This is a genomic window from Pseudomonas sp. AM8 (genome assembly GCF_036346475.1).
GTDB lineage: Bacteria > Pseudomonadota > Gammaproteobacteria > Pseudomonadales > Pseudomonadaceae > Aquipseudomonas > Aquipseudomonas marginalis.
In genome coordinates this window covers 113,169-138,682 of record NZ_JAOTNX010000011.1, presented here as the reverse complement: position 1 = coordinate 138,682, position 25,514 = coordinate 113,169, and the positions used below count along the sequence as shown (strand labels likewise).

Genomic DNA, 25,514 nt, shown 5'->3' with positions numbered 1-25,514 from the left:
TTTGGGGCTGCTACGCAGCCCAACGCGGGACAAGCCCGCTCACCACAGGGAGATTTGTCAGGGTCTGAAAAGTTGTGTAGATACCTATGCTCATCGGGAGCAAGCCCCCTCCCACATTAGATGGTCGGCGTTGTTCAGCTGGCGGCGCTCGCCCAGGTCAATTGCCCCTCTTCATCCACACCGATCAACCGCTCAAGCTGCACGGTGGCTGCATCATCGGCATCGGAGGCAGTCTTGAACGTCTGTCCATCCAGGATCTTGTGAAACTGCGGGGCGCCCATGCCATCCAGTGCCTTGACGGCGACGGCGGCGCTGTAGCCCCCTTCACCTGGTACTACGGCGGATACGGCTTCGTGGTGGGCAAATTGTTTACGTGCCATGTTGCAGGTCCTGGCCAATGGAAAAGTTGGCCATTCTAACCATTAACCGGCCAGTTGCAGGTACTCGCCGTAGGCATTGGCGGCAGAGGCGTCGGTGAAGGTCTGGAAGTCCATGCTGCGCACGACCATGTCGTTCAACAGCTCGGTGAAGATCATCAGGGCCGGCGAGTTGAAGTAGGCGCTCATCGCCTGCTCGCTGCTCCAGAAACCCGAGATCAACCAGACATCGGGATCGACCTGGGAATGCTGCAACGAAAATTGCAGGCAACCCTGAGCCTGACGGCCCGGTTCGATCAAACTGCTCAAGCGTGCACCCAGTTCGGTGCTGCACCCGGTGCGGGCGCGGATAAAGGCCATATGGCTCGCGGGAATGGGGGTGGACATGTTCGACTCTCCCGTTGAGAAGTGATGCTCGGCAAGCACTGTGAGGGCGTGTTGCCACAGGATCAAAGATAACGGCGCGGGTGCGGGCGCGGTTAGTCAATTCCTGCAGGCTTATTGCACAATCCTGCGAGAAGCGTAGAGAGGACGTAGGGACCGCCGGTTCGATTCCACAGGCAAACGCCTTATTTCAGGGACATGACAGCCCGAGAACTTGCCTGATTCACGACACGTCGCAGGATCAGGCAAGGATTGTGCAGAATCGACCTAACACTGTTTGAAAAGCCGCCGCTAAGCTGAGCCCATCAAAAAAGCATGCAGAGGACGCCTTATGCCGTCGCCCGAACATCAGTCCATGCCCCTCGACGCCGAGACGGAAAAACAGCGCGCCGAGCTGGCGAGCATCGTGCATCGTCATACCTGGGAAGACGGCTCCTATGGCACGGCGATTACGTCACTGTTCCTGAACCGCCACAACACCCCGCGTGACTTCATGCCGGTACTGGTGGAGCCGGCGTTGTGCATCCTCGCCAACGGCAGCAAGGAAGTGCGCCTGGCCGACGAAATCTTTGCCTACGACCCGCTCAATTACCTGGTGTTCTCGGTGGCGATGCCGGTGGCCGGGCGAATCATCGATGCCACGCCGGAAGATCCGAACCTGTCAGTGCGCATCAATATCGACCCGGCGCAGCTCACCGCCTTGATCGCCGAGGCCGGCCCCATGGGCGTGCCCACGCGCCCGACATCGCGCGGGATGTATGTGGACCGCATCGACCCCCAGTTGCTCGACGCCGTGCTGCGCCTGGCGCGCCTGCTGGATACGCCCAAAGACATTGCCATGCTGGCGCCGCTGATCAACCGTGAAATCCTCTACCGCCTGCTGCGAGGTCCCCAGGGTTATCGCCTGTATGAAATTGCCGTGGCCAACAGCCAGAGCCATCGCGTCAGCCAGGCGATCAAGTGGCTCAATGGCAACTACGAACAACCGCTGCGCATCGATGACCTGGCCAAGGAAGTGAACCTCAGCGTCTCGACCCTGCATCACCGTTTCAAGGCGATTACGGCCATGAGCCCGCTGCAGTACCAGAAGCAGCTGCGTTTGCAGGAAGCACGTCGACTGATGATTGCCGAAGGGCTGGAAGCGTCGGCGGCGGGGTATCGGGTGGGGTATGAAAGCCCGTCGCAGTTCAGCCGGGAGTACAGCCGGTTGTTTGGGGCACCGCCGCTGAGGGATTTGGCACGACTGCGCCAAAGCGTCTGACCCCCTTTCCGTCGATACCGTCTTATCCCGCACCGCGCAAAACCCCGTAGCAGCTATCGAGCCCCGGCGAGGCTGCGTCGGTCGCGGCTCAGTCCTGAATCGGCAGCGCGCCTGACGCAGCCTCGCTTGCGCTCGGCAGCTGCTACGGGGGTGAGGCCTTGATGTGATTGGCGTTCGTAGCAGCTGTCGAGCCTTGGCGAGGCTGCGTCGGCCGCGACTCAGTCCTGAATCGGCAGCGCGCCTGACGCAGCCTCGCTTGCGCTCGGCAGCTGCTACGGGGGGGGAGGCCTTGATGGGTTGGCATTCGTAGCAGCTGTCGAGCCTTGGCGAGGCTGCGTCGGTCGCGGCTCAGTCCTGAATCGGCAGCGCGCCTGACGCAGCCTCGCTTGCGCTCGGCAGCTGCTACGGGGGTGAGGCCTTGATGGGGTTGGCATTCGTAGCAGCTGTCGAGCCCCGGCGAGGCTGCGTCGGTCGCGGCTCAGTCCTGAATCGGCAGCGCGCCTGACGCAGCCTCGCTTGCGCTCGGCAGCTGCTACGGGGGTGAGGCCTTGATGGGTTGGCATCGTAGCAGCTGTCGAGCCTTGGCGAGGCTGCGTCGGCCGCGACTCGGTCCTGAATCGGCAGCGCGCCCGACGCAGCCTCGCTTGCGCTCGGCAGCTACGGAGAAGTCAGTCCAGGGTCCGGGGCAGTTGCAGGGTGACCCGCAAGCCCCCCTCACGCAAATTCTGCAAACTCACTTCACCGCCATGGCTATGGGCAATATTGCGCGCAATACCCAAGCCCAAACCGTAACCCTGCTGCTGGCCGGCCAGGCGAAAATGCGGTTCGAAGACCTGTTCCAAACGCTGTTCCGGCACGCCAGGGCCTTCGTCGTCGACGTGCAGGATGAACTCCGCGCCATCGTCCTCAATACGCAAATGGGCGTTCTGCCCGTACTTCAAGGCATTGTCGATCAGGTTGCCGATGCAGCGCTTGAGCGCCAGCGGCTTGCCCGGGTACGCCGCCACTGCTGCGCCGTCCAGGGTGACCCGGCCGTTGCCGTTGGGCGCCACATAAGGCTCCACCAGGCATTCGAGCACATGGTTGAGGTCGACCGGCTGGATGTTCTCGTGGATATCGGTGTCTTTTACACATTGCAGCGCGCCCTTGACCAGCAACTCCAACTCATCCAGGTCACGGCCGAACTTGGTTTGCAGGTTCTCGTCTTCGAGCAATTCCACGCGCAGGCGCAGGCGGGTAATCGGTGTGCGCAGGTCGTGGGAAATCGCGCTGAACAATTGGCTGCGCTCCGTGAGGTAACGGCTGATGCGTTCGCGCATCGCATTGAACGCGCGGCCCACTTCCACCACTTCACTGCCGCCGCCTTCGGCTACCGGTTCCACATCGGCGCCCAGGGACATGTCACGCGCCGCCCGCGCCAGGCGCTTGAGCGGCCGGCTTTGCCAGTGCACCAGCAGGCCGATGAACAGCAGCAAAAAGCCGCTGGTCAGCACGATAAACCACACCTGCTGGGACGGCAGGCCCTGTTCTTCCAGGCTGGTGTAGGGCTCGGGCAACAGCGAAGCGATGTACAGCCATTCGCCGGGGGCGAGTTCGATCTGGGTGACCAATACCGGCGGGTTGACGGGTTCCAGGGTCAGCGCGTAATGGGCCCAGGAGCGCGGCAACTCATCCAGTTTCAACCCGGCGTTGAAGATGCGCAGGTCTTCGGCGCTGACGAACTCCACCGAGATAGGCACGTCGGCGCCCAGGGTCTGGCGCAGGACTTCATCCACGGCCACCAGCACCGCCTGCTTGCGCGGGGTTTGCGGCAACACTTGCATGTCGAGTGGCCGATCATTGAGGGTCACGACAAAACGGGTACCACCCATGCTGCGCAACTGGTCAAGGACCAACGGCCGATAGGCCACCGGCAACGAACGGAAATAACTCACGCTGGCGGTCATCGAGTGCGCGAGGCTACGGGCGCTGGTGACCAGGCCTTCGAGCTGGGTGGCGCGCAACTGCGAGACCCAGATCACGCTGGACAGCGCCTGGGCGAACAGCACCGCGAGCAAGGTCAGCAGCAACATGCGCCCCAGCAGGGAGCGCGGTACCGGGAAGCGCCGGCGGCGTTCGCTCAGCGGCTCAGTGGGCATTGCCGGCAACCACGCTGGCTGCCAGTTGATAACCGCTGCCGCGCACTGTGCGGATCAGCCTCGGGGGTTTTTCGGTGTCGCGCAGGCGTTGACGCAAGCGGCTGACCGCCATGTCGACGATGCGGTCGAGCGGCATCAGGTCACGGCCACGGGTGGCGTTGCCGATGGTGTCGCGGTCGAGAATCTGTTGCGGGTGATCGAGAAACAGCTTGAGCAGGGCAAAGTCGGCACCGGAGAGGATCACCTCTTCGCCATCCACGTGGAACAGCCGATGACTGATCATGTCCAGGCGCCATTCGTCGAACACCAGCACATCGCCATTGCCGCTGCGCTCCTGGCCGAACTGGCAGCGGCGCAGCAAGGCCTTGATCCGTGCCTGCAACTCGCGGGGGCTGAACGGCTTGCCGATATAGTCGTCGGCCCCCAGTTCCAGGCCGATCACGCGGTCGGCTTCGTCGGAACTGGCGGTGAGCATGATGATCGGCACCTGCGCCTGGCGCGGGTGCTGGCGAATCCAGCGGCAAAGGCTGAAACCGTCTTCGTCCGGCAGCATCACATCGAGGATGACCAGGTCACACGGCGCCTCGTTCATCGCCTGGCGGAACCCCGCGCCATCCGGCACGCCACGCACCTGGAAACCGGCGCGACTGAGGTAGGTCTGCAGCAATTCGCGGATTTCCTGGTCGTCGTCGACGAGGAGAATCGATTTACTGATTACGCTCACGGGGTCCTCCTTGTTGTTATAGGCGGTGCGGATCAGGCAAACGCCTGTTCCAATGCGACGCCAGCCCCGGTCAACCCGGAATACGGCGCGGTCACCAGCCACACCGGAATGCCTTTGAAGTAGTCGCTCATGCAGCCTTTGTCACTGAAGCTCTTGGCAAAGCCGCTGTTGATAAAGAAGTCGGCAAACCGCGGAATCACCCCACCGACGATATACACACCACCGCGTCCACCGGTGGTCAGCACATTGTTGCCGGCCACCCGGCCCAGCCAGATGCTGAATTGATCCAACACTTCCATGGCCACCGGGTCGCCCGCCAGGCCCGCCGCCGTGATGGTTTCAGGGGTGTCGAGCACTGGTGTGTGGCCATCGACCGCACAAATCGCCCGGTACAGACGCGGCAAACCGCCACCGCTCAAGGCGGTTTCGGCGCTGACGTGGCCGATCTCGCTGTAGATATGCTGCCACAGCTGGGTTTCCCGTGGGCTGCTCAGGGGCAGGTCGACATGGCCACCCTCCCCCGGCAACGCCGCAAAGCGGCCTGCGCCGAGGTCCAGCAGGGTACCGACGCCCAGGCCGGTGCCCGGACCGATTACCACCGCCGGGCGCAACGGTTCCGGCGTGCCTTCGCAGACCACGCGGAATTCGTCGGGTTTAAGGCGAGTCATGCCCAGTGCCATGGCCGAGAAGTCATTCACCAGCAGCAGTTCATCCACCTGCAACGCCTGGCAAAACGCAGTTTTGCTCAGGCGCCAGTGATTGTTGGTGAATTTAAATTCATCCCCGCTCACCGGCCCGGCGACGGACAGGCACACCGCACCGATGTCGCCGATTTCCAGGCCTTCTTCCTTGAGATAGACCTTGATCGCGTCCTCAGGGCTTTGGTGATCAGCCGTGGCATGCACCCGGATCGAATGCAGTGCCTGATCTCGCCACAACGCAAAACGGGCGTTGGTACCCCCGATGTCACCGACCAGCGCTAGCTTCACTTAAGCGTCTCCAAGGCACAGGTAAAGGCGCTGGCGCCCTGCTCTGCGGAGCTTGCGGCCAAGCGCATAAATGCAAACAGCTCGCGACCGGCCCCCACGTTATTGCCCAACAGGCCCGTGGCAGGCGTGCGCGCTGCAAATTCTTCGGCGTCCACCTTAAGCTCCAGGGTGCCCTTCACGCCATCCACGCGAATGATATCGCCATCGCGCACCCGCGCCAGTGGCCCGCCGCTCTGGGCTTCGGGGTTGACGTGAATCGCGGCGGGGATCTTACCCGACGCGCCGGACATACGCCCGTCTGTCACCAGCGCGACTTTGAAGCCACGGTCCTGCAGCACGCCGAGGAACGGCGTCATCTTGTGCAGTTCCGGCATGCCGTTGGAGCGCGGGCCCTGGAAGCGCATCACCGCGACAAAATCCTTTTCCAGCTGGCCGGCCTTGAACGCATCAGCCAGGTCTTGCTGATCCTGGAACACCACCGCCGGCGCTTCGACGATCTGATGCTCAGGCGCTACGGCAGAGACTTTCATGACTCCGCGGCCGAGATTGCCTTCCATCACACGCAGGCCGCCTTCCGGCGAGAACGCGCGCGCCACCGGGCGCAGGATGGTTTCGTCGAGGCTTTCGATCGGGCCATCGCGCCATACCAGCTCGCCGTCGACCAGGAATGGTTCCTGGACATAACGGCTCAGGCCCTTGCCGGCCACGGTGTTGACGTCGTCGTGAAGCAGGCCGGCTTCAAGCAGCTCGCGGATCAGGAACGACATGCCGCCCGCTGCCTGGAAGTGGTTGATGTCGGCCTTGCCGTTTGGATACACGTGGGACAGGGTCGGCACCACCTCGGAGAGGTCGGCCATGTCGTCCCAGGTGAGGATGATGCCCGCCGACATGGCGATGGCCGGCATGTGCAGGGTGTGGTTGGTGGAACCGCCCGTCGCGTTGAGCGCAACGATGGCGTTGACGATGGATTTCTCATCGACGATCTCGCCGATCGGCGTGAAGTTGCCGTTGGCCTTGGTCAAGCGCGTGACCTGGTGCGCGGCTTCGCGGGTCAGGGCGTCACGCAGCGGCGTGTACGGGTTGACGAACGAGGCACCCGGCAAATGCAGGCCCATCACTTCCATCAGCAGTTGATTGGTGTTGGCGGTGCCGTAGAAGGTGCAGGTGCCGGGGCTGTGGTAGGACTTCATCTCCGATTCCAGCAGCTCTTCGCGAGTGGCCTTGCCTTCGGCGTAGCGCTGGCGCACATCGGCCTTCTGCTTGTTGGAGATGCCCGACGGCATCGGCCCGCCCGGTACGAAAATCATCGGCAGATGGCCGTAGCGCAGCGCGCCCATCATCAGGCCGGGCACGATCTTGTCGCAGATGCCCAGCATCAGCGCCGCGTCGAACATGTTGTGGGACAGCGCTACCGCCGTGGACATGGCGATGACTTCACGGCTGAGCAGGCTCAGTTCCATGCCGGGCTCGCCCTGGGTCACGCCGTCGCACATGGCCGGGGTGCCGCCGGCGAACTGGCCGACCGAGCCGACTTCGCGTAGGGCTTTCTTTATTTGTTCCGGGAAATGTTCGTACGGCTGGTGCGCCGAGAGCATGTCGTTATATGACGAAACAATTGCCACGTTGGCGGCGTTCATCATGCGCAGGCTGTTTTTATCTTCGGTGCCGCAACCGGCCACGCCATGGGCGAAGTTGGCGCATTGCAGCTTGCCGCGCATCGGACCGTCGCTGGCTGCGCCGCGAATGAGCGCAAGGTAAGCCTCACGAGTGGCGCGGCTGCGGGCGATAAGCCGTTCGGTGACCTCAAGGACGCGGGGATGCATGTGTAGAACTCCAGGCTAACGGATGTGGCGACCTGAGTGTCTATGCTGATCAAACGCCCGCAGCTCATGGGATGGCAGAGAGTCGTTTGGATCATCGGACCAGTTGATTCAGGTCACTCGTTGTAGATTGAACAAAATATTGCCACTAAAAAGGCTTGTTTTCTATTTTTATGCGAATAATCTTGTAATTCTTACAACAAATCGACGACAGGCACTTTCCAATGACTCTTCGTATCGCAATCAATGGTTTTGGCCGTATCGGCCGTAATGTCCTGCGCGCACTGTATACCCAAGGCTATCGCCAGGATTTGCAGATCGTCGCCATCAATGATTTGGGCGACAGCTCGATCAATGCCCACCTGCTCAAATACGACACCGTGCACGGCACTTTCGATGCAGAGGTCGCCCACGATCAGGAAAGCCTGACCGTCAATGGTGACCGGATTGCCGTCAGTGCCATTCGCAACCCGGCCGACCTGCCGTGGGCGGCGCACAAGGTCGACGTGGTGTTCGAATGCACCGGCCTGTTCACCGACCGTGACAAGGCTGCCGCCCATATTACCGCCGGCGCACGCAAGGTGATCATCTCCGCCCCGGCCAAAGGCGCGGACGCGACCGTGGTCTACGGCGTGAACCACGACATCCTGCGTCAATCCCACCAGATCATCTCCAACGCGTCGTGCACCACCAACTGCCTGGCGCCGGTCGCCCAGGTGCTGCACCGCGAATTGGGTATCGAAAGCGGCTTGATGACCACGATTCATGCCTATACCAACGACCAGAACCTGACCGACGTCTACCACACCGACCCGTACCGCGCGCGTTCGGCCACCCAGAACATGATCCCAAGCAAGACCGGCGCCGCCGAAGCGGTGGGCCTGGTGCTGCCGGAGCTGGCAGGCAAGCTGACCGGCATGGCCGTGCGTGTACCGGTGATCAACGTGTCGCTGGTGGACCTCACCGTGCAGTTGAAGAAAGACGCCACTGCCGACGAAGTCAACGCACTGCTCAAGGAAGCCAGCCAACACTCGAAGATCCTCGGCTATAACACCCTGCCACTGGTCTCCAGTGACTTCAACCATAACCCGCTGTCGTCGATCTTCGATGCCAACCACACCAAGGTCAGCGGCAAGTTGCTGAAAGTGCTGGCCTGGTATGACAACGAGTGGGGCTTCTCGAACCGCATGCTGGATAACTGCCTGGCTTTGTGTAACGCCGAATAACACCCTTTGTGGAATGGCTTTTGTGGGAGGGGGCTTGCTCCCGATGACGGGGTATCAGTGATGAATGCATCGACTGACACACTGCATCGGGAGCAAGCCCCCTCCCACGCTGACCCCATGTAGGCTCACAGAAATAGCCACTTGCCATTTGAGTTGATGATAAGCATTATCATTAACTGCAAATCGGTCTGGTATCACTGTGAGCCAATCTCGCTTCAACCAAGTCTTTCTCACCCAACGGGTGATTCTGCTACGCACCTTGCAGCGGATGGTGAATAACCACAGCACCGCCGAGGACCTGTTACAGGAAACCTACCTGCGCGTCACCCGGGCCCTCAGCGAGCGGCCGATCGATCACCTCGAACCCTTCGTCTACCAGACCGCGCGTAACCTGGCGCTGGATCACTTGCGTTCACGCAGGATTCAAGCGCGCACCCTGCAGGAAGATGTACCGCTGGAGATCCTGCAAAGCGTCGCCGCCCCCATCAGCACCCCCGAAGACGCAACCCAGGCCGAGCAATTGCTTGAACACCTGAGCATCAGCCTCGGCCAGTTGAGCGCACGCCAGCAGCAGATTTTCATCCTCAGCCGCCTGCACGGTTGCAGCTACCAGGAGATCGCCGATCAGTTGGACGTGTCCTTGAGCACCGTGCAAAAGGAACTGAAATTGATCATGGCCATTTGTGTAGGTGTGGCCGAAAGACTGGATCGGCCTTAAGCTTCAGCCGACGAAATTGTCGACCCAAGCTGTAGGAAAGATGAATAAAACGTGGCGAAGACCCGAGGAACACCGTGACGGACCCGAATAAACTGCGCCCCCATGAGCTGGCTCATGAGGTGTTGCAAGACACGGCTATGGACCAGGCCCTCGACTGGCTGATCGCCTTGCAGTGCCCAGCGCCCGGGCAGCAGGCCGAGTTCGAAGCCTGGCTGGCCCAAGACCCCGCCCACGTCCACGCCTTCGGCAAGGCCCAGGCCGCCTGGGGTGGCGCGCCGGTACACAGCGCCGCCGTCGCCCTGGCCGCGCCGCGCAAACCCAGGGGCTGGCGCCGGATCAAGCCGCACTGGAAACCGCTGGCCACCGCCGCCGTGCTGTTGATCGGCCTGTTCAGCTTCAGCAACCTGCCGGTACGCCTGCAAGCCGACCATCTCACGGTGGTGGGCGAACGCCAGCGCCTGCAATTGGACGATGGCTCGAAAGTGTTGCTGAACACCAATTCGGCGTTTTCCAGCAGCATCAAGGACCACCAGCGCATCGTCCGCCTGTACCAGGGCGAAGCCTTTTTCGAAATCATGCCCGGCCATGGCCTGCCCCTGGAAATCGACGCCGGCCCCGTGCGCGCCAGCGTGCGTGATACCGCCTTCGCCGTGCGCTACCTCAACGGCGAAGCCCAGGTGCAGGTGCAGCGCGGCGATGTCGACCTGAGCAACACCTTCGACGATGCCCGCGTGCGCCTGAGTGCCGGCGAAAGCATCCGCATCGGGCCCAAGGGCTTTGGCCAACCGGCCCGGCTGGATGCCAGCAAGGACCTGGCCTGGGTGCAAGGCCGGCTGATTTTCGAAAACTGCCCGATGAGCGAAGTGCTCGCCGAGCTGCGTCGCTACTACCCCGGCTGGATCGTCAACACCAACGACAAGCTCGCCAGCGTTGCCGTCACCGGCAACTACCGCCTCGACCAACCCCTGGATGTGGTGCGCTCCCTGGCCCACATCACCTCAGCCACATTGTCGGAATACCCCGCGCTGGTGATTTTGAACTAAATGAGAATTATTTTTACTCGATAGCCTTCGGCGGTACGTCTCGTCTTAGCCAATGCAACTGATTCCTATTTGGTTCGGTTCGCAACTATAAGATTCGTACCTTCCGGAGCGCTCTCGATGTCCTCTCGTTTCAACCGCCGGTCCTCCTCCCCCGTGCTGTCCTTGCTGACCGCCGCCATCCTGCTGGCCGGTTCGCCAGTGATGGCCGCCACTGCCGCCGAACCTGCCGCCCGCAACCACGGCAACTACAGCTTCAGCATCGAGCAACAGCCACTGGTTTCGGCGCTGAACGCCTTTACCAGCGTGACCGGCTGGCAAGTCGGCCTGCCCGCCGAGCTGGGCCAGGGTGTGTCGTCCCCTGGGGTGCGCGGCGCCCTGTCGCCGGAGAAAGCCCTGGACCGGCTGTTGGTGGGGACCAACCTGAGCTACCGCAAGCTGGGCAACAACAACATCGTCCTGGAAAAGCGCACGGCGGGCAGCACCCTCAACCTGCAACAGGTGACCATCAGCGCCACCCGTAACGCGCAGGATGTGAACAGCGTACCCAGCACCGTCAGCGTGCATGATCGCGAAGAACTGGACCGCCAGAACGTCAACACCATCCGTGATCTGGTGCGCTACGAGCCGGGCGTCTCGGTCGGCGGCGCTGGCACCCGTGCCGGCAATGCCGGGTTCAACATCCGCGGTATCGACGGCGACCGCATCCTCACCCAGGTGGACGGTGTGGAAGTGCCCGACAACTTCTTCAACGGCCCCTACGCCAAGACCCGCCGCAACTACGTCGACCCGGAGATCGTCAAGCGCGTCGAGATCCTGCGCGGCCCGGCCTCGGCGCTCTACGGCAGCAGCGCCATCGGCGGCGCCGTGAGTTACTTCACCCTCGACCCGGACGACATCATCAAGCCCGGCCAGGACGTCGGCGCACGCCTGAAGACCGGCTACAGTTCCGCCGACGAAAGCTGGCTGACCTCCGGCACCGTCGCCAGCCGCGTGCAGGACTTCGATGGCTTGCTGCACCTGAGCCAGCGCAATGGCCATGAGACCGAATCCTACGACGGCAACAACGCCACCGGCCTGGCCCGTACCGGCGCCAACCCCGAGGACGCGCGCACCACCAACATCCTGGCCAAGCTCGGCTGGAACTATGGCGATGACAACCGCCTGGGCCTGACCTATGAGAAGTACAAGGATGATCGCGACGTCAACCTGAAGAACGCGGTGGGCGGCCCGTTCATCGGCGGCCGAGGCTTCAACCTGTACCGTGATCGCCGTGGTAACGACACCATTACCCGCGAACGTTTCGGCCTGGAAAACAGCTTCGCTCTTGAGTCGCCGATTGCCGACCGGATCAAGACCAGCCTCAACTACCAGATCGCCAAGACCGACCAGACCACTGCCGAGATCTATCAGTCAGGTCGTCGTGTCCTGCGTACCCGCGACACGCTGTACCAGGAAAAACAGTGGATTTTCGATGCTCAGTTGGACAAAGCGTTCAGCCTCGGTGAAACCGATCACCAAGTGACCTACGGCACCACCCTCAAGCAACAGAAAGTCACCGGCTCCCGCGAGGGCGGCGCGACCTGTGTGGCCGTCGGCAGTGGCTGCACCGCCATCGGCGCGCCCAGCCCGATTGCCACTGACAGCGTGAAAAAGTCCAGCGACTTCCCCGACCCGACCATCAATACGTATTCGCTGTTCGCACAGGACCAGATCAGCTGGGACAAATGGACCTTCCTGCCCGCCGTGCGCTACGACTACACCCAGCTCAAACCCAAGCTGACCCAGGCGTTCCTCAACACCGTCAACCCGACAGGCGCGGACCCGGTGAGCGACAAGGAAAAAACCTGGCACCGTGTGACGCCCAAGTTCGGCCTGACTTACGCCCTGACGGATCAATACACCTGGTTCGGCCAATATGCCGAAGGTTTCCGTACGCCATCCGCCAAGGCGTTGTACGGCCGCTTTGAAAACCTCAACCTGGGCTACACCGTCGAACCCAACCCCGACCTCAAGCCAGAAACCAGCAAGGGCATCGAAACCGGGATTCGCGGCAAATTTGACGAGGGATCCTTTGAAATCGCCGTGTTTTACAACAAGTACCGCGACTTTATCGATGAGGACAACGCCGTCGTCGGCGGCACGGTCGAACAGTTCCAGGCCATCAATATAAAGCGCGCCACCATCAAGGGGGCCGAAGCCAAAGGGCGCCTGAACCTGGATGCATTCGGCGCCCCGCAGGGCCTCTACACCCAGGGTTCGGTGTCCTATGCCTACGGTCGTAACGACGATAACGGCGCGCCGCTGAACAGCGTCAACCCACTCAAGGGCGTGTTTGGCCTGGGCTACGATCAGGACAACTACGGTGGCCTGTTGAGCTGGACCCTGGTGAAAAAACAGGATCGCGTCGACAGCAGTACCTTCCACGCGCCGGACGGCGACACCAGCGGGCCCTTCAAGACTCCGGGCTTCGGGGTTGTCGACCTGACCGCCTTCTACAAAGTCACCCAGGACGTGACCATCAACGGCGGCCTCTACAACCTCACCGACAAGAAGTACTGGAACTGGGATGACGTACGCAGCTACGACAGTGTCGGCGAAGCCGCGGTGACCGGACCGGCCAACCTCGACCGCCTGACCCAGCCGGGCCGCAACGTTGCGATCAACCTGATCTGGGACATCTGACGATACCCGACTCACCTCGTCGACATTTCAATGACGAGGTGAGGATTTTTTACTGTGCCGCGTCTTCTTGTTCGTCTAGTTGATAACAGCTCTCTTTAAGGGCCATAAGGCGCTCCCCCTTCTCAAGGACTTTTTCATGACCGCTTCTTCTACCCCAGAACGCCCAAGCCTGCGCTCCCAGCGCCTGAACCAGATTACCCACGAGCCACACACCAGGCTGGACGCGTTGGTGAAGGCCCACGCGCCGTTTGAAACCCAGGCCAACTTCGCCCGTTTCGTGGTCGCGCAGTACCTGTTCCAGTCGGAACTGGTGGCCCTGTACAACGATGCCGAACTGATCAAGATCGTGCCCGACCTGGCCGAACGCTGCCGCGCCGAGGCCGCCAGGCTGGACCTGGCAGACCTGGATACCGAAGTGCCTGCCCCGGTCGCGGGCGCACTGAAGAACCCGAGCAAGGCCGAAGCCCTGGGCTGGTTGTTCGTGTCCGAAGGTTCCAAGCTGGGCGCTGCGTTCCTGATCAAGCGCGCCGTAGGCCTGGGCCTGAGCGAAACCTTCGGTGCCCGCCACCTGGGTGAGCCGGCCGGTGGTCGCGCCGAAGGCTGGAAAAGCTTCACTCGCACTCTCGACGCCCTGGAGTTGAGCGCCGAAGAAGAAGCCGCAGCGGAAAAAGGCGCGGTGGATGCATTTGTGCGCTTCACCGTGTTGCTGGAACAGGCGTACGCTAGCGCCCCTGAACTGGCCTGATCGCATACATTGAAATGCAATCAACTGTGGGAGGGGGCTTGCCCCCGATGGCGGAGGGTCAGGTACCTATTTGTTGGCTGATGCACCGCTATCGGGAGCAAGCCCCCTCCCACATTTAAACCGCATTTCAATGCCGACTCTTTTGTTACCCCCTACTTTGCACACACCATGACCCGCAAACCCCAATCCACCTCGAAAATCGCACAGATCCTCTTCGGCCTGCTGGCCTACGTCAGCCTGGGCATCGGGCTGGTGGCGATTGTGGTGCCGGGTTTGCCCACCACCGAGTTCATCCTCCTGGCCGCCTGGGCCGCGACCAAAAGCTCACCGCGCCTCAGTGCCTGGCTGGAAAACCACCGCCTGTTCGGACCGATCCTGTTCAACTGGCGCAACGGCAGGATCATCGCGCGCCGGGCCAAAGTCAGTGCCACCGTGAGCATGCTGCTGTGCGCCATCCTGATGCTGGTGATGCTCGACCACGGCTGGCCGATCTACCTGGCGATTGCCGGGATGAGCCTGGGCAACCTGTGGATCTGGTCACGCCCGGAACGGCTCGCACAGCCCGTGTGACGCCGGCTGTAGCCGCTTTCCTACCGCCCATCGCCTATCTCTCATGAATTAATTTGTTACGCCGATGTTTCAGACATAGCGCTGAATGGACTTGGCCTGCACTGCGAGCCCTCCAAAATGCCCATTCGTGAGTGAACCTATGTTCGACACCCTCTCTATCCGCTTGAAAATCGTGCTGCTGTCCGGGCTCTGCCTGTTGGGGGTGATTGCGCTGGTGGTCGGCATCAACATCTACAACACCAACCAGAACGATCAGTTGGTCAGCGACTCAAGCTCGCGCATGCTTACCGACGGCGTGGAACAACTGCTGCAAGCCAGGGCCGCCGAACAGGCAGTGCAACTGCAGAAAACCTTCGGCGACAGCCTGCTGGCGCTGACCGCACTGGCCGACCAGGTCAAGGACCTGCACACCATGGCCAGCAAGCGTGGCCTGGACGCCGGCGCGCTGCGCGAAGAAATCAACCAGAGCCTGAAAACCACGTTCGATCGCAACAGCAAAGTGCTGGGTTTCTGGCTGTCGTTCGAACCCAACAGCCTGGATGGCAAGGACAGCGAATTCGTCGATGATAAAGCGCGCGCCTCCAACGAAAAAGGGCGCTTCTCCAGCTATTGGAGCCGTGCCGGCGGCGTAGGCTTGAACACCGTCATGGTCGAAGAGGACCTGAACAAGACCACCCTCACCCTCAACGGTACGCCCTACAACATCTGGTACACCTGCCCACGGGACACCCGCACTACCTGCCTGCTGGACCCATATGAAGATACGGTGGGCGGCAAAAAGGTGCTGATGACCACCATCGCTTCGCCGCTGATCGTCGACGGCAAACTCCTCGGCGTCATCGGTGTGGACATTGCCCTCACCGCCCTGCAAGCCACCACCGACGTCGCACAGAAAGACCTGTTCAACGGCGCGGCGCACCTGGAGATTCTTTCCAGTACCGGCCTGATTGCCGCCTACAGCGGCGAACCGGACAAGGTCGGCAAGAACCTGATCGACACCCTTGGCGCCGAAGGCAAGGAAATCGTGCAATTGCTGGCCAGTGACAACCGCATGATCCGCGAACAGGGCGACACTATTCGCGCCGTGTACCCGGTCAAGCCACTCGCCGATGCCAAGCCATGGGGCGTGGTGATCAAACTGCCCAAAAGCGTGATGCTGGCCGATAACGTCAAGCTGCAGGCGGTACTCGACGACGCCCAGGCCAGCGGCACCCTCAAGGCCTTGCTGGTCGGTGCCGCCGCCGGACTGCTCGGCTTGCTGCTGATCTGGCTCACCGCCACCGGCGTGACCCGCCCGATCAACAGCGTCGCCGCCATGCTCAAGGACATCGCCAGCGGCGACGGCGATCTCACCCAGCGCCTGGCCTACGCCAAGAAAGATGAACTGGGCGAGTTGGTGAACTGGTTCAACCGCTTCCTCGATAAGCTGCAACCGACCATCGCGCAGATCAAGCAGAGCATCACCGAAGCCCGTGGCACGGCTGACCAGTCCTCGGCCATCGCACGCCAGACCAGCGAAGGCATGCAGGTGCAGTTCCGCGAAATCGACCAGGTGGCCACGGCGTCCAACGAAATGAGCGCCACCGCCCATGACGTCGCCAACAGCGCCTCCAATGCCGCCAGCGCGGCACGCGGCGCCGATCAGTCGGCCCGTGAAGGCATGTCGATCATCGAGCAGAGCACCCGCGACATCACCACCCTCGCCGAAGAAGTCAGCAAAGCGGTGGGCGAAGTCGAAGCCCTGGCGGTCAATAGCGAGCAGATCGGTTCAGTCCTGGAAGTGATCCGCAGCATTGCCGAGCAAACCAACCTGCTGGCGCTCAACGCGGCGATCGAAGCCGCACGCGCCGGGGAAAGCGGCCGGGGGTTTGCGGTGGTGGCAGACGAAGTGCGCAACCTGGCCAAGCGCACCCAGGATTCCGTGGAGGAAATCCGCCTGGTGATCGAACGCATCCAGAGCGGCACCCGTGGCGTGGTGGCAACCATGCACTCGAGCCAGAGCCAGGCCCAGAGTAACGCCGGGCAGATCCATCAAGCCGCGCAGGCCCTGGGCAAGATCAGTGATGCGGTGACGGTGATCAGCGACATGAACCTGCAAATCGCCAGCGCCGCCGAGCAGCAAAGCGCCGTGGCCGAAGAGGTCAACCGCAACGTCTCGGCGATCCGCACCGTGACCGAAACCCTCACCGGCCAGGCCACCGAATCGGCGGCCATCAGCAGCCAGCTCAATGCGTTGGCCAGCCAGCAGATGAAACTCATGGATCAATTCAAGGTGTAAGACACACCAATGGTCAAATGTGGGAGGGGGCAAGCCCCCTCCCACATTTTGATCGCCTACTGCTTAGAGACCCGTCCAGGCCTTCACAAACGCCGCCACATCTTCCTTCGGCGCCGTACGCGGCGGGTTCTGCGGTGTACCCAAATAAAGGAAGCCAATCACCTCCTCATCCGCCGTCAGCCCCAGGCCTTTGGCCACGTGGGCCGAATAGGACAACTCACCCGTGCGCCACACCGCACCAATCCCCTGGGCATAGGCCGCCAGCAGAATGCCGTGGGCCGCGCAGGCGGCTGCCAACAGTTGTTCAGACTTGGGCACCTTGAAGTGCTCCTGCAGGCGGGCAATCACCACCACCACCAGCGGTGCACGCAGCGGGCCGTTCTGGGCCTTTTCGATGACAGCCTGGGGAGCATCGGCGTCCTGCAAACGGGCGGCTTCGGCCAACAGCGTGCCCATCTGCTCACGGGCGGCACCTTCCACGGTAAGGAAACGCCAAGGGCGCAGTTGGCCGTGGTCGGGCGCACGCATGGCTGCGGCGAACAGCACATCGCGCTGCTCCTGGGTCGGTGCCGGTTCCAGCAAACGCGGCACGGAAACACGGTTGAGCAAAGCGTCGAGAGCCTGCATTGGCCACCTCCAGAAAAAAATGTGCGGTCATTCTAGCGGGAATGAATCGGGATGCCACCAAACGATAATTGCTCTTATTCAATCCGCCCCGCCCTGTTAGACTTTGCGACCTTATTTCCAGCCTTCGTCCGGGAAACTCGATGTTTCGTTCGCTTTTTCGCCTGTGCGCAGCGTTGATGGCCTTGAGCCTGGCCGCCTGCGACGACGCCCCACGCTTCACCAAGGCCGAGCCGGGTGAATCGCGAGCGGGCGGCGCGACGACGGTGAACAAGCGCGACCAGAATGCGTTTTCCCTGCCCTCGGCCAACCTGTCGCCCACGCGCCGCCTGGATTTCAGCGTGGGCAACAGCTTCTTTCGCAGCCCCTGGGTGATCGCGCCGTCCACCACCACCGCCCGCGATGGCCTGGGCCCGCTGTTCAATACCAACGCCTGCCAGAACTGCCATATCAAGGACGGCCGTGGCCACCCGCCGCTGCCCGACGCGGCCAATGCGGTGTCGATGCTGGTGCGCCTGTCGATCCCCCTGTCTATCCAGGAGCAGCCGTCCTACGCCAAGCTCATCGAGCAAGCCGGGGTGGTGCCCGAGCCCGTCTACGGTGGGCAACTGCAAGACATGGCAGTGCCCGGCGTGCCGCCGGAAGGCAAGGTGCGCGTCGACTACACGCCGGTCAACGTCACCTTCAAGGACGGCACCATCATCGAGCTGCGCAAACCCGACCTGCAAATCACCCAGCTCGGCTATGGCCCGATGCATCCAGATACACGCTTCTCCGCACGCATCGCCCCGCCGATGATCGGCCTGGGCCTGCTCGAAGCCATCAGCGACGCGGACATCCTGCGCAATACCGACCCGAAGACCGCCGACAAGGAAGCCCTCGTCGGCAGGGCGAATCGGGTCTGGGATGACGCCGAGCAAAAAACCGTACTCGGGCGTTTTGGCTGGAAAGCCGGGCAACCCAATCTCAATCAACAAAATGTTCACGCGTTCTCTGGTGATATGGGCCTCACCACCTCCCTGAGACCCTTCGATGACTGCACCGACGCCCAAGTCGCCTGCAAACAGGCACCCAACGGCAATGGCCCCGATGGCGAGCCGGAAGTCAGCGACAACATCCTGCGCCTGGTGCTGTTCTACACCCGTAACCTGGCCGTGCCCGTGCGCCGCGACGTCGACACGCCGCAGGTGCTGGCCGGGAAAAACCTGTTCTACCAGGCCGGTTGCCAGGGTTGCCATAAACCGACGTTCACCACCGCTGCGAATGCCGCCGAACCCGAGTTGGCCAACCAGGTGATTCGCCCCTACAGCGACCTGCTGTTGCACGACATGGGGCCAGGCCTGGCCGACAACCGCACGGAATTCAAGGCCGGTGGCCGCGACTGGCGCACGCCGCCGTTGTGGGGCATCGGCCTGACGCAGACCGTCAGCGGCCATACCCAGTTCCTGCATGACGGCCGCGCCCGCAACCTGCTCGAAGCCGTGCTGTGGCACGGCGGCGAAGCACAAGCGGCGCAGCAGCATGTGTTGTCCTTCAATGCCGAGCAGCGCGCTGCGTTGCTGGCGTTCCTGAATTCTTTATAAGCTTCGCCCCAATTACAGAAGGGAGCTCGACATGTTCCGTCCCAAGTTGTTGTTCACCAGCCTGGCCGCCCTCGCCCTGGGCGCCTGCTCGCCACAAGACCCGCAAGCCGTGACCTCGGCGGCGATCGCCAAGCAGGTGATCCTGCCGACCTACAGCCGCTGGGTCGAAGCCGACCGCCAGTTGGCCGTCAGCGCCCTGGCCTACTGCCAGGGCAAGGAAAGCCTGGACACTGCCCGCGCCGACTTCCTCCACGCGCAAAAAGCCTGGGCCGAGTTGCAACCGCTGCTGATCGGCCCGCTGGCCGAGGGCAACCGCTCGTGGCAGGTGCAGTTCTGGCCGGACAAGAAAAACCTGGTGGGCCGCCAGGTCGAGCAACTGGTCGCCGCCCAGCCGCAGATCGACGGCACCGCACTGGCCAAGTCCAGCGTGGTGGTGCAGGGCCTGTCGGCCTACGAATACATCCTCTACGACGCCAAGACCGACATCGCCGACGAGGCGCAGAAAGCCCGTTACTGCCCGCTGCTGGTGGCCATCGGTGAGCGCCAGAAAGCCCTGGCCGAAGAGATCCTGGCCAGCTGGAACAGCACCGACGGCATGCTCGCGCAGATGAGCAAGTTCCCGAACCAGCGCTACGCTGACTCCCACGAAGCCATCGCCGATCTGCTGCGCGTACAAGTGACCGCACTGGACACCCTGAAGAAAAAACTCGGCACGCCCATGGGCCGCCAGACCAAGGGTATCCCGCAGCCGTTCCAGGCCGATGCATGGCGCAGCCAGTCGTCCCTGCAAAGCCTGGAAGCCAGCCTCGCCGCCGCCCAGACCGTATGGGTCGGTGTCGACAACAAGGGCCTGCGTGGTTTGCTGCCGACGGATCAGAAGCCGTTGGCCGATAAGATCGACGCCGCCTATGCCGCCGCGCTGAAACTGTTCGCCAGCAACCAGCGCACCCTCAACGAGCTGTTGAACGATGACGCCGGGCGCCAGCAGCTCAACGACATCTACGACAGCCTCAACGTCGTCCACCGCCTGCACGAAGGCGAGCTGGCCAAGGCGCTGGGAATCCAACTGGGCTTCAATGCCAACGACGGTGACTGATGATGCTCAGGCGACAGGCTTTGGCGATCGGCAGCGTGCTGCTCAGCGCACTCACGTTGGGTGGCTGGACGCTGTTCAAAGGGAAGGACAAGCGCCCGCTGCTGCTGTCGGCGCGCGATGATGCAGACGGCAAGCACTACGCCGTGGGCTTTCACTTGGACGGCAAGCAGGTGTTTGCCACCCAGGTCGGCCAGCGCTGCCACGACATCATCAACCACCCGACGCTGCCGATCGCGCTGTTTGTTGCCCGCCGCCCGGGCACCGAGAGTTACCTGATCGACCTGCGCGATGGCGCGCTGTTGCAAACCCTCACCTCGAACGCCAACCGCCACTTCTATGGCCATGCGGTCATCCACAAGAGCGGCGATTGGCTGTACGCCACCGAGAACGACACGTCCGACCCCGGCCGTGGCCTGCTCGGTGTGTATCAGTTCGAAGGCGAGCGCCTGGTGCACAGTGGCGAGATTTCCACCCATGGCATCGGCCCGCACCAGGTGTCATGGATGCCCGACGGCGAAACCCTGGTGGTGGCCAACGGCGGCATCCGCACCGAAGCCGAAAGCCGCGTGGAGATGAACCTCAACGCCATGGAACCGAGCCTGGTGCTGATGCACCGTGACGGCACGCTGATCAGCAAGGAAACCCTCGGCCAGCAGATGAACAGCGTGCGCCATATGGGCATCGCCAGCGATGGCACCCTTCTCACCGGCCAGCAGTTCATGGGACCGTCCCAGGAGCGCTCCGAGTTGCTGGCGATCAAGCGCCCGGGCCAGCCGTTCGTGGCGTTCCCGGTGGCCGATGAGCAGTTGCAGGCCATGGGGCATTACACCGCCAGCGTCGCCGTGCACAGCGAGTTGCGCCTGGTGGCGTTGACCGCACCCCGTGGTAACCGCTTCTTTATCTGGGACATGGACACCGCCGAGCTGCGCCTGGATGGACCGTTGCCCGATTGCGCAGGCGTCGGCGCAGTGGCGGACGGGTTTGTCGTCACCTCGGGCCAGGGCCGTTGCCGCTACTACGATTGCCGCCAGAAACAGCTGGTCGCCAAACCGTTGGAATTACCGGCGGGGCTCTGGGATAACCACCTGCATCTGATCTGACCTGCGTAGATACCGTCTATCCAACACCGCCCCCCCGTAGCAGCTGTCGAGCCTTGGCGAGGCTGCGTCGGCCGCGACTCGAGCCTGAATCAGCAGCGCGCCTGACGCAGCCTCGCTTGCGCTCGGCAGCTGCTACGGATTTGCGCGGTGCTGGATAAGACGGTATCTACGGGGGTGAGGCTCTTGTAGCAGCCGCGTTGCGAGTAAGGTTGGAAGGTAAAAAAAAGGGCCTCGCATCGCAAGGCCCTTCTTCGGGGGTTTGAATCGTTTCAACTCTGCGGCCTCATCCCTTGGGACATCCCAAACATGAACAACAGCAACTCATGATCAGGCTTGACCGCCGCACTCGCCTTGGCGACGCGGGGCAACAGGCATTGCCCGCCACCTTGCACCGCACTGAGCACCTGTGTGCGAGGTTGCTCCCATGCGGCCAGGGCCAGGGCCGCAATGCCCATCGCCCCGACCAGGAACAAACCTCGTGCTATTTCTAGCTTCATTTGGTTAAACCCTTGATAGCGCTGCCAAACGCCGTCTGGTAAAAGTAGCTGAGTTTTTCCCAGTCGGTGCTGTTCCACGACGAATGGCGACGCAACTGCAACATGTCATGGGAGGCTGCCCGATAAGCGGTCAAGCGCTGGCGGCATTTCTCGAAGTCCAGCAGCGCCACTTCCACCTGGGCCGAGTCGCCCTCGCCCGTCACCCGCACGAAAATATGCTTGATGTACAGGCAACCGTGCTGCCAGCGGCCCTTGTGCATGCGGGCCAGGGTGGCAGCCAACTCCTTGAGCAAGCGCTCGTGCACCTGCTCGCCATACTCTTCGCGACCACCGGCGGCGTACCAGTTTTCAATTTCGTCGAAGCCGTCTAGGGCGGCGGTTACCAGCAGCGCCTTCCAGTGGTGCTCGGGGTCACGACGCGCCTCACAAAAGACCATTTCGGGCACGCGAACATCCAGCAGTCGCAGGCCCCTGAGGGCATCACGCTCGCGCAGCACCGTGGGGCGTCCGAACGGGTGCAGCCAACTGCGGTAGATATGGCCCGTCTGGCGCTTGCTGTAGAGCAAACGGCCATTGGCAGTCATTACACGCTGTACACCACTTTCACCGCCACGCCGGCGATTGGGCTCTTCGACCCATTCGCCTTGCTGACGCCAGAAATAATCGAAGCGTTCTTCGGGAGCTACGTGACTGCCTGCTACGCACTCAACTGCCATCCTGTTACCTCTTGCGCAATACATACACCCGCCACATGGCGTACAGCGGTATGAAGTCCAGGGATTCCTGAACACGGAATCCGGCTTGCTCGAACTCTGCTTCAACAGTAGCAGCCGGTAACACAAATCTGTTCTGGTAACCTTCCTGCTCACCTGTCTTGCGACGCTTTCCTTCCAGACGCTTGCGTTTCCAGGCTTTGAAATTGCCATCGACCCACAGCGAAATGATCACGCTGTCACGGGTAACCCGCTGAAACTCCCGCAGAATTGCCTGACGGTGCGCCGGATCACCAATGTGGTGGAGCAGGCGCATACAGAAAATGCTGTCGACCGAGTTATCCGGCAAATCAATGTCAAAGGCAGATGTCTGCAAGGGCCGTACCCGTTTCACCACATCTGCGGGTTGAGCGACCGTCGCGACCTTCAACATGGATGCGGAATTGTCGGCGCCGATAATCACGCGGTTGGGCTTTTCTGCCAGCAGCGGCCAGAAACGCCCGGCACCACACGGCAGGTCCAGCACCAGGCCAGGCTCGCCCGCCATCGCCAGCGCGCCACGGGCCAATTGCTCATCGCGTTTGTGGGACAACCGGCGAGCCAGATTGTCCTGATGCTTGAGCAAATATTCATGGGCGTGCTGATCGTCGTACTTATCGGAAAATTCGAGCTTGATCGGGGTAGGCATCAAAGGATCTCCTGTTGCTGATGCCTACAACCTTAAGCAGCGACCTGTGATCAACAGGTCAACCCATTGTGAAAAACTTGTCCTGTCCAATCTCATATATTTCAAGACTTTACAGATACAAGCAATATCATGGGGCCATCTTCGCCGAATTACGGGGATCTCTGGCAGGATAACGGCAGGGGAAACGGTCAGGCGTTGACCGGACTCAACTGGACATGAAAGCGACAGCCGTTAGGCTCCATGGTGCTGAGGGTAACGCTCCAGCCCTGGTTCTCGCAGATGCGCTGGACCAGTGACAAACCCAACCCCAGGCCCTCGCCGCGCTTCTCACTGCCGCGGACGAACGGCTCGAACATCGCTTCGCGCTTGTCTTCGGGAATGCCGACGCCGCTGTCTTCCACCACAAACCCGGTCGGCTCCAGGGTCAGCCGGATAAAGCCGCGTTCGGTGTAATGCAGGGCATTGCGCAACAGGTTGCCCATCACGGCATGCAGGAAGGTCGCGTTGTAGCGGGTATCCAAAGGGTTGCCCGGTTGGTAGATCAACTCCAGGCCCTTGTGCTCGATGGGCTCGCGCCAGATGCCGAGTAGGTCATCAGCCACCTGCGACAGGTTGACCTTGGGCGACATGCTGCCATCGTCATGTTGGGCACGGGCGAGCATCAGGAAGGTCTGGACCAGTTCACGCATTTCTTCACAGGCACGGGCGATTCGCTCGACCTGGTTACGCCCACGCTGATCGATGGCGGGGTTTTCCAGCAGCAGTTCGCAGGAGCTGGCCAGCACCATCAGGGGCGTGCGCAGTTCGTGACTCACATCGCTGGTAAACAACTGCTCGCGGGACAACGCCTGACGCAGGCGCCCCAGCGTGGCGTCAAAGGCCACGGCCAACTCGCCCACTTCGTCGGCGGCGTAGTCCGGTGCCAGCGGCGGCGCCAGGCCCAGCAACTGGTCGCGGTGCCGCACCTGGCGGGCCAGGCGCACCACCGGCGCCATCACCTTACGGGCCAGCACCCAGCCGAGGAACACCGCCAGCGCCAGGCTGAGCACGAAGCCCACCAGCACCACGGCAAACAGCACGCGCTCGCGCTCTTCGAAATCGCTTTGATCCTGCAGCAGCACATAGCGCCGACCGTCGACCACTTCTACCATCGCGTGGTACGACAGCGCCTCACGAAACACCTCATGAAACCCTGGTTCCAGATGCCGCAGGTCCTTGGGCAATTCAAAATCGCCGGGGCCACCGCTGAAGTAAAACAGCTGGTCGGGCTCGGGCCGGTGCCGCCAGTCCTCGACGGTGTCCATCAACAGCAGGCGCTGCAAGTCACCGCCCAAGCCTGCCGAGATCAACTTCTCTTCCACCAGGTGCACGGTCGCGACGATGCCCATGGCGAAGGCCCCCGCCACCAACGCACTCATCAAGGCAAAGGCGATGATGATCCGCTGGGCAAGGCTTTGCTTAAACTCCATCACGGCCCTCGGCCAAGCGGTAACCCACACCATGCACCGTTTGCAGCAACGGTTTGGCGAACGGTTTATCGATCACTTGACGCAACTGGTGCACGTGGCTGCGCAGGCTGTCGCTGTCGGGGCAGTCATCGCCCCACAGGGCCTCTTCAAGCACTTCCCGACGCAGCACATGGGGACTTTTCTGCATCAAGACCGCGAGCAGCTTCAGGCCGACCGGGTTGAGTTTGAGCAGGCGCCCTTCGCGGGTCACTTCCAGGGTATCGAGGTCGTAATTCAGATCGGCCACTTGCAGGGCGCGGCGACCGCCACCTTGGGCACGGCGCAGCACGGCTTCGATGCGCGCGGCCAATTCCGACAGGGCAAACGGTTTGAGCAAATAATCATCGGCGCCGGACTTGAAGCCCTGCAGCCGGTCATCCAACTGGTCGCGGGCAGTGAGCATGATCACCGGCGTGTCGCGGCGCGCGTCCTCACGCAGGCGTTTGCACAGGGTGTAGCCATCGATGCCAGGCAGCATGATGTCGAGCACGATCAAGTCGTAATGCTCGGTGGCGGCCAGGTGCAGGCCCGACAAACCGTCCTGCGCACAGTCCACGGTGTAGCCTTTTAGCCCCAGGTAGTCGGCCAGGTTGGCCAGAATATCGCGGTTGTCTTCAACCAATAGAATTCGCATGGGCAGTGTCTCCGTACGCGGTAACGGCCGTGTTGGCTCGCGCAGCTTAAGGCCAAGTGTGGCTCAGGGATAGAGCGGAAAGGCGTGCCAATATAGGTTTTCAACCGATTCAGCCT

The 25,514-nt window shown here is 62.0% G+C and carries 23 protein-coding genes and 1 pseudogene; 12 read left to right on the top strand and 12 right to left on the bottom strand.

Translation table 11 applies throughout. The features are described 5' to 3' along the window. Positions 1 to 134: 134 nt before the first annotated feature. A complete protein-coding gene (locus V3W40_RS24340) occupies positions 135 to 380 on the bottom strand; it encodes a hypothetical protein (RefSeq protein WP_027605503.1) in 246 nt (81 codons plus the stop codon). Between the two features lie 42 nt (positions 381 to 422). Then, on the bottom strand, positions 423 to 764 hold the full coding sequence (locus V3W40_RS24335; protein ID WP_065925866.1) for an antibiotic biosynthesis monooxygenase family protein: 342 nt from the start codon (positions 762 to 764) through the stop codon (positions 423 to 425). 328 nt (positions 765 to 1,092) lie between these two features. Between V3W40_RS24335 and V3W40_RS24330 the strand changes: the two genes are divergently transcribed. Continuing rightward, a complete protein-coding gene (locus V3W40_RS24330) occupies positions 1,093 to 2,022 on the top strand; it encodes an AraC family transcriptional regulator (protein WP_027605501.1) in 930 nt (309 codons plus the stop codon). 668 nt (positions 2,023 to 2,690) lie between these two features. Here the strand turns inward: V3W40_RS24330 and V3W40_RS24325 are convergent. From V3W40_RS24325 to edd, 4 genes are read right to left on the bottom strand one after another with little or no spacing between them, the layout of a single operon-like run. Further along, complete coding sequence (locus V3W40_RS24325) at positions 2,691 to 4,160, bottom strand: ATP-binding protein (RefSeq protein WP_027605500.1); 1,470 nt, start codon at positions 4,158 to 4,160, stop codon at positions 2,691 to 2,693. Beyond that, positions 4,150 to 4,884, bottom strand: coding sequence for a response regulator (locus V3W40_RS24320; RefSeq protein ID WP_024077192.1), 735 nt, complete (start codon positions 4,882 to 4,884; stop codon positions 4,150 to 4,152). Before V3W40_RS24320 ends, V3W40_RS24325 begins: the two co-directional genes overlap by 11 nt. A gap of 32 nt (positions 4,885 to 4,916) precedes the next feature. Next, complete coding sequence (locus tag V3W40_RS24315; protein WP_330215775.1) at positions 4,917 to 5,873, bottom strand: glucokinase; 957 nt, start codon at positions 5,871 to 5,873, stop codon at positions 4,917 to 4,919. Next, positions 5,870 to 7,696, bottom strand: coding sequence for a phosphogluconate dehydratase (gene edd, locus V3W40_RS24310; RefSeq protein ID WP_330215774.1), 1,827 nt, complete (start codon positions 7,694 to 7,696; stop codon positions 5,870 to 5,872). Before edd ends, V3W40_RS24315 begins: the two co-directional genes overlap by 4 nt. 221 nt (positions 7,697 to 7,917) lie before the next feature. On the opposite strand from edd, the gene gap reads away from it, so the two are divergent. The 8 genes and pseudogenes from gap to V3W40_RS34870 all read left to right on the top strand — a co-directional run bounded on the left by gap (position 7,918) and on the right by V3W40_RS34870 (position 16,955). Further along, a complete protein-coding gene (gap, locus tag V3W40_RS24305; protein ID WP_065925864.1) occupies positions 7,918 to 8,919 on the top strand; it encodes a type I glyceraldehyde-3-phosphate dehydrogenase in 1,002 nt (333 codons plus the stop codon). 199 nt (positions 8,920 to 9,118) lie between these two features. Further along, the gene (locus tag V3W40_RS24300) at positions 9,119 to 9,637 is read left to right on the top strand and encodes an RNA polymerase sigma factor (RefSeq protein WP_027605496.1); all 519 of its coding nucleotides are present in this window, start codon (positions 9,119 to 9,121) and stop codon (positions 9,635 to 9,637) included. Positions 9,638 to 9,711: 74 nt separating this feature from the next. Continuing rightward, positions 9,712 to 10,680, top strand: a complete 969-nt coding sequence (locus tag V3W40_RS24295; protein WP_065947894.1) for a FecR family protein — start codon at positions 9,712 to 9,714, stop codon at positions 10,678 to 10,680. Between the two features lie 117 nt (positions 10,681 to 10,797). Beyond that, entirely contained in the window at positions 10,798 to 13,362 is a 2,565-nt protein-coding gene (locus V3W40_RS24290; RefSeq protein WP_330215773.1) for a TonB-dependent receptor, read from the top strand. 136 nt (positions 13,363 to 13,498) lie between these two features. Continuing rightward, positions 13,499 to 14,107, top strand: coding sequence for a biliverdin-producing heme oxygenase (locus V3W40_RS24285; RefSeq protein ID WP_141607189.1), 609 nt, complete (start codon positions 13,499 to 13,501; stop codon positions 14,105 to 14,107). 168 nt (positions 14,108 to 14,275) lie between these two features. Continuing rightward, the gene (locus tag V3W40_RS24280) at positions 14,276 to 14,677 is read left to right on the top strand and encodes a YbaN family protein (protein ID WP_027605492.1); all 402 of its coding nucleotides are present in this window, start codon (positions 14,276 to 14,278) and stop codon (positions 14,675 to 14,677) included. An 85-nt stretch (positions 14,678 to 14,762) separates the two neighbouring features. Next, a pseudogene (locus V3W40_RS34875) lies at positions 14,763 to 16,097 on the top strand (PDC sensor domain-containing protein); the annotation flags it as partial. 102 nt (positions 16,098 to 16,199) lie between these two features. Beyond that, positions 16,200 to 16,955, top strand: a complete 756-nt coding sequence (locus tag V3W40_RS34870) for a methyl-accepting chemotaxis protein (protein ID WP_370671249.1) — start codon at positions 16,200 to 16,202, stop codon at positions 16,953 to 16,955. Between the two features lie 63 nt (positions 16,956 to 17,018). Here V3W40_RS34870 and V3W40_RS24270 read toward each other — a convergent pair whose 3' ends face one another. Continuing rightward, on the bottom strand, positions 17,019 to 17,582 hold the full coding sequence (locus tag V3W40_RS24270) for an NAD(P)H nitroreductase (RefSeq protein ID WP_065925023.1): 564 nt from the start codon (positions 17,580 to 17,582) through the stop codon (positions 17,019 to 17,021). A 140-nt stretch (positions 17,583 to 17,722) separates the two neighbouring features. On the opposite strand from V3W40_RS24270, the gene V3W40_RS24265 reads away from it, so the two are divergent. From V3W40_RS24265 to V3W40_RS24255, 3 genes are read left to right on the top strand one after another with little or no spacing between them, the layout of a single operon-like run. After that, a complete protein-coding gene (locus tag V3W40_RS24265) occupies positions 17,723 to 19,162 on the top strand; it encodes a di-heme oxidoreductase family protein (RefSeq protein WP_330215771.1) in 1,440 nt (479 codons plus the stop codon). Positions 19,163 to 19,193: 31 nt separating this feature from the next. Beyond that, positions 19,194 to 20,258: an imelysin family protein gene (locus V3W40_RS24260; protein WP_141607195.1), complete on the top strand. Its 1,065-nt coding sequence runs from the start codon at positions 19,194 to 19,196 to the stop codon at positions 20,256 to 20,258. A 2-nt stretch (positions 20,259 to 20,260) separates the two neighbouring features. Further along, entirely contained in the window at positions 20,261 to 21,358 is a 1,098-nt protein-coding gene (locus tag V3W40_RS24255; RefSeq protein ID WP_330215816.1) for a DUF1513 domain-containing protein, read from the top strand. A 269-nt stretch (positions 21,359 to 21,627) separates the two neighbouring features. Here the strand turns inward: V3W40_RS24255 and V3W40_RS24250 are convergent, their stop codons facing one another. The 5 genes from V3W40_RS24250 to colR all read right to left on the bottom strand — a co-directional run bounded on the left by V3W40_RS24250 (position 21,628) and on the right by colR (position 25,398). Further along, a complete protein-coding gene (locus V3W40_RS24250) occupies positions 21,628 to 21,855 on the bottom strand; it encodes a hypothetical protein (RefSeq protein WP_027605486.1) in 228 nt (75 codons plus the stop codon). After that, a complete protein-coding gene (locus V3W40_RS24245) occupies positions 21,852 to 22,571 on the bottom strand; it encodes a lipopolysaccharide kinase InaA family protein (protein ID WP_065925020.1) in 720 nt (239 codons plus the stop codon). Before V3W40_RS24245 ends, V3W40_RS24250 begins: the two co-directional genes overlap by 4 nt. 4 nt (positions 22,572 to 22,575) lie before the next feature. Then, positions 22,576 to 23,256: a class I SAM-dependent methyltransferase gene (locus tag V3W40_RS24240; protein ID WP_330215770.1), complete on the bottom strand. Its 681-nt coding sequence runs from the start codon at positions 23,254 to 23,256 to the stop codon at positions 22,576 to 22,578. A 188-nt stretch (positions 23,257 to 23,444) separates the two neighbouring features. Then, positions 23,445 to 24,725, bottom strand: coding sequence for a sensor histidine kinase (locus V3W40_RS24235; RefSeq protein WP_330215769.1), 1,281 nt, complete (start codon positions 24,723 to 24,725; stop codon positions 23,445 to 23,447). Beyond that, positions 24,715 to 25,398: a two-component system response regulator ColR gene (gene colR / locus V3W40_RS24230; protein WP_027605482.1), complete on the bottom strand. Its 684-nt coding sequence runs from the start codon at positions 25,396 to 25,398 to the stop codon at positions 24,715 to 24,717. Before colR ends, V3W40_RS24235 begins: the two co-directional genes overlap by 11 nt. Positions 25,399 to 25,514: the final 116 nt, after the last annotated feature.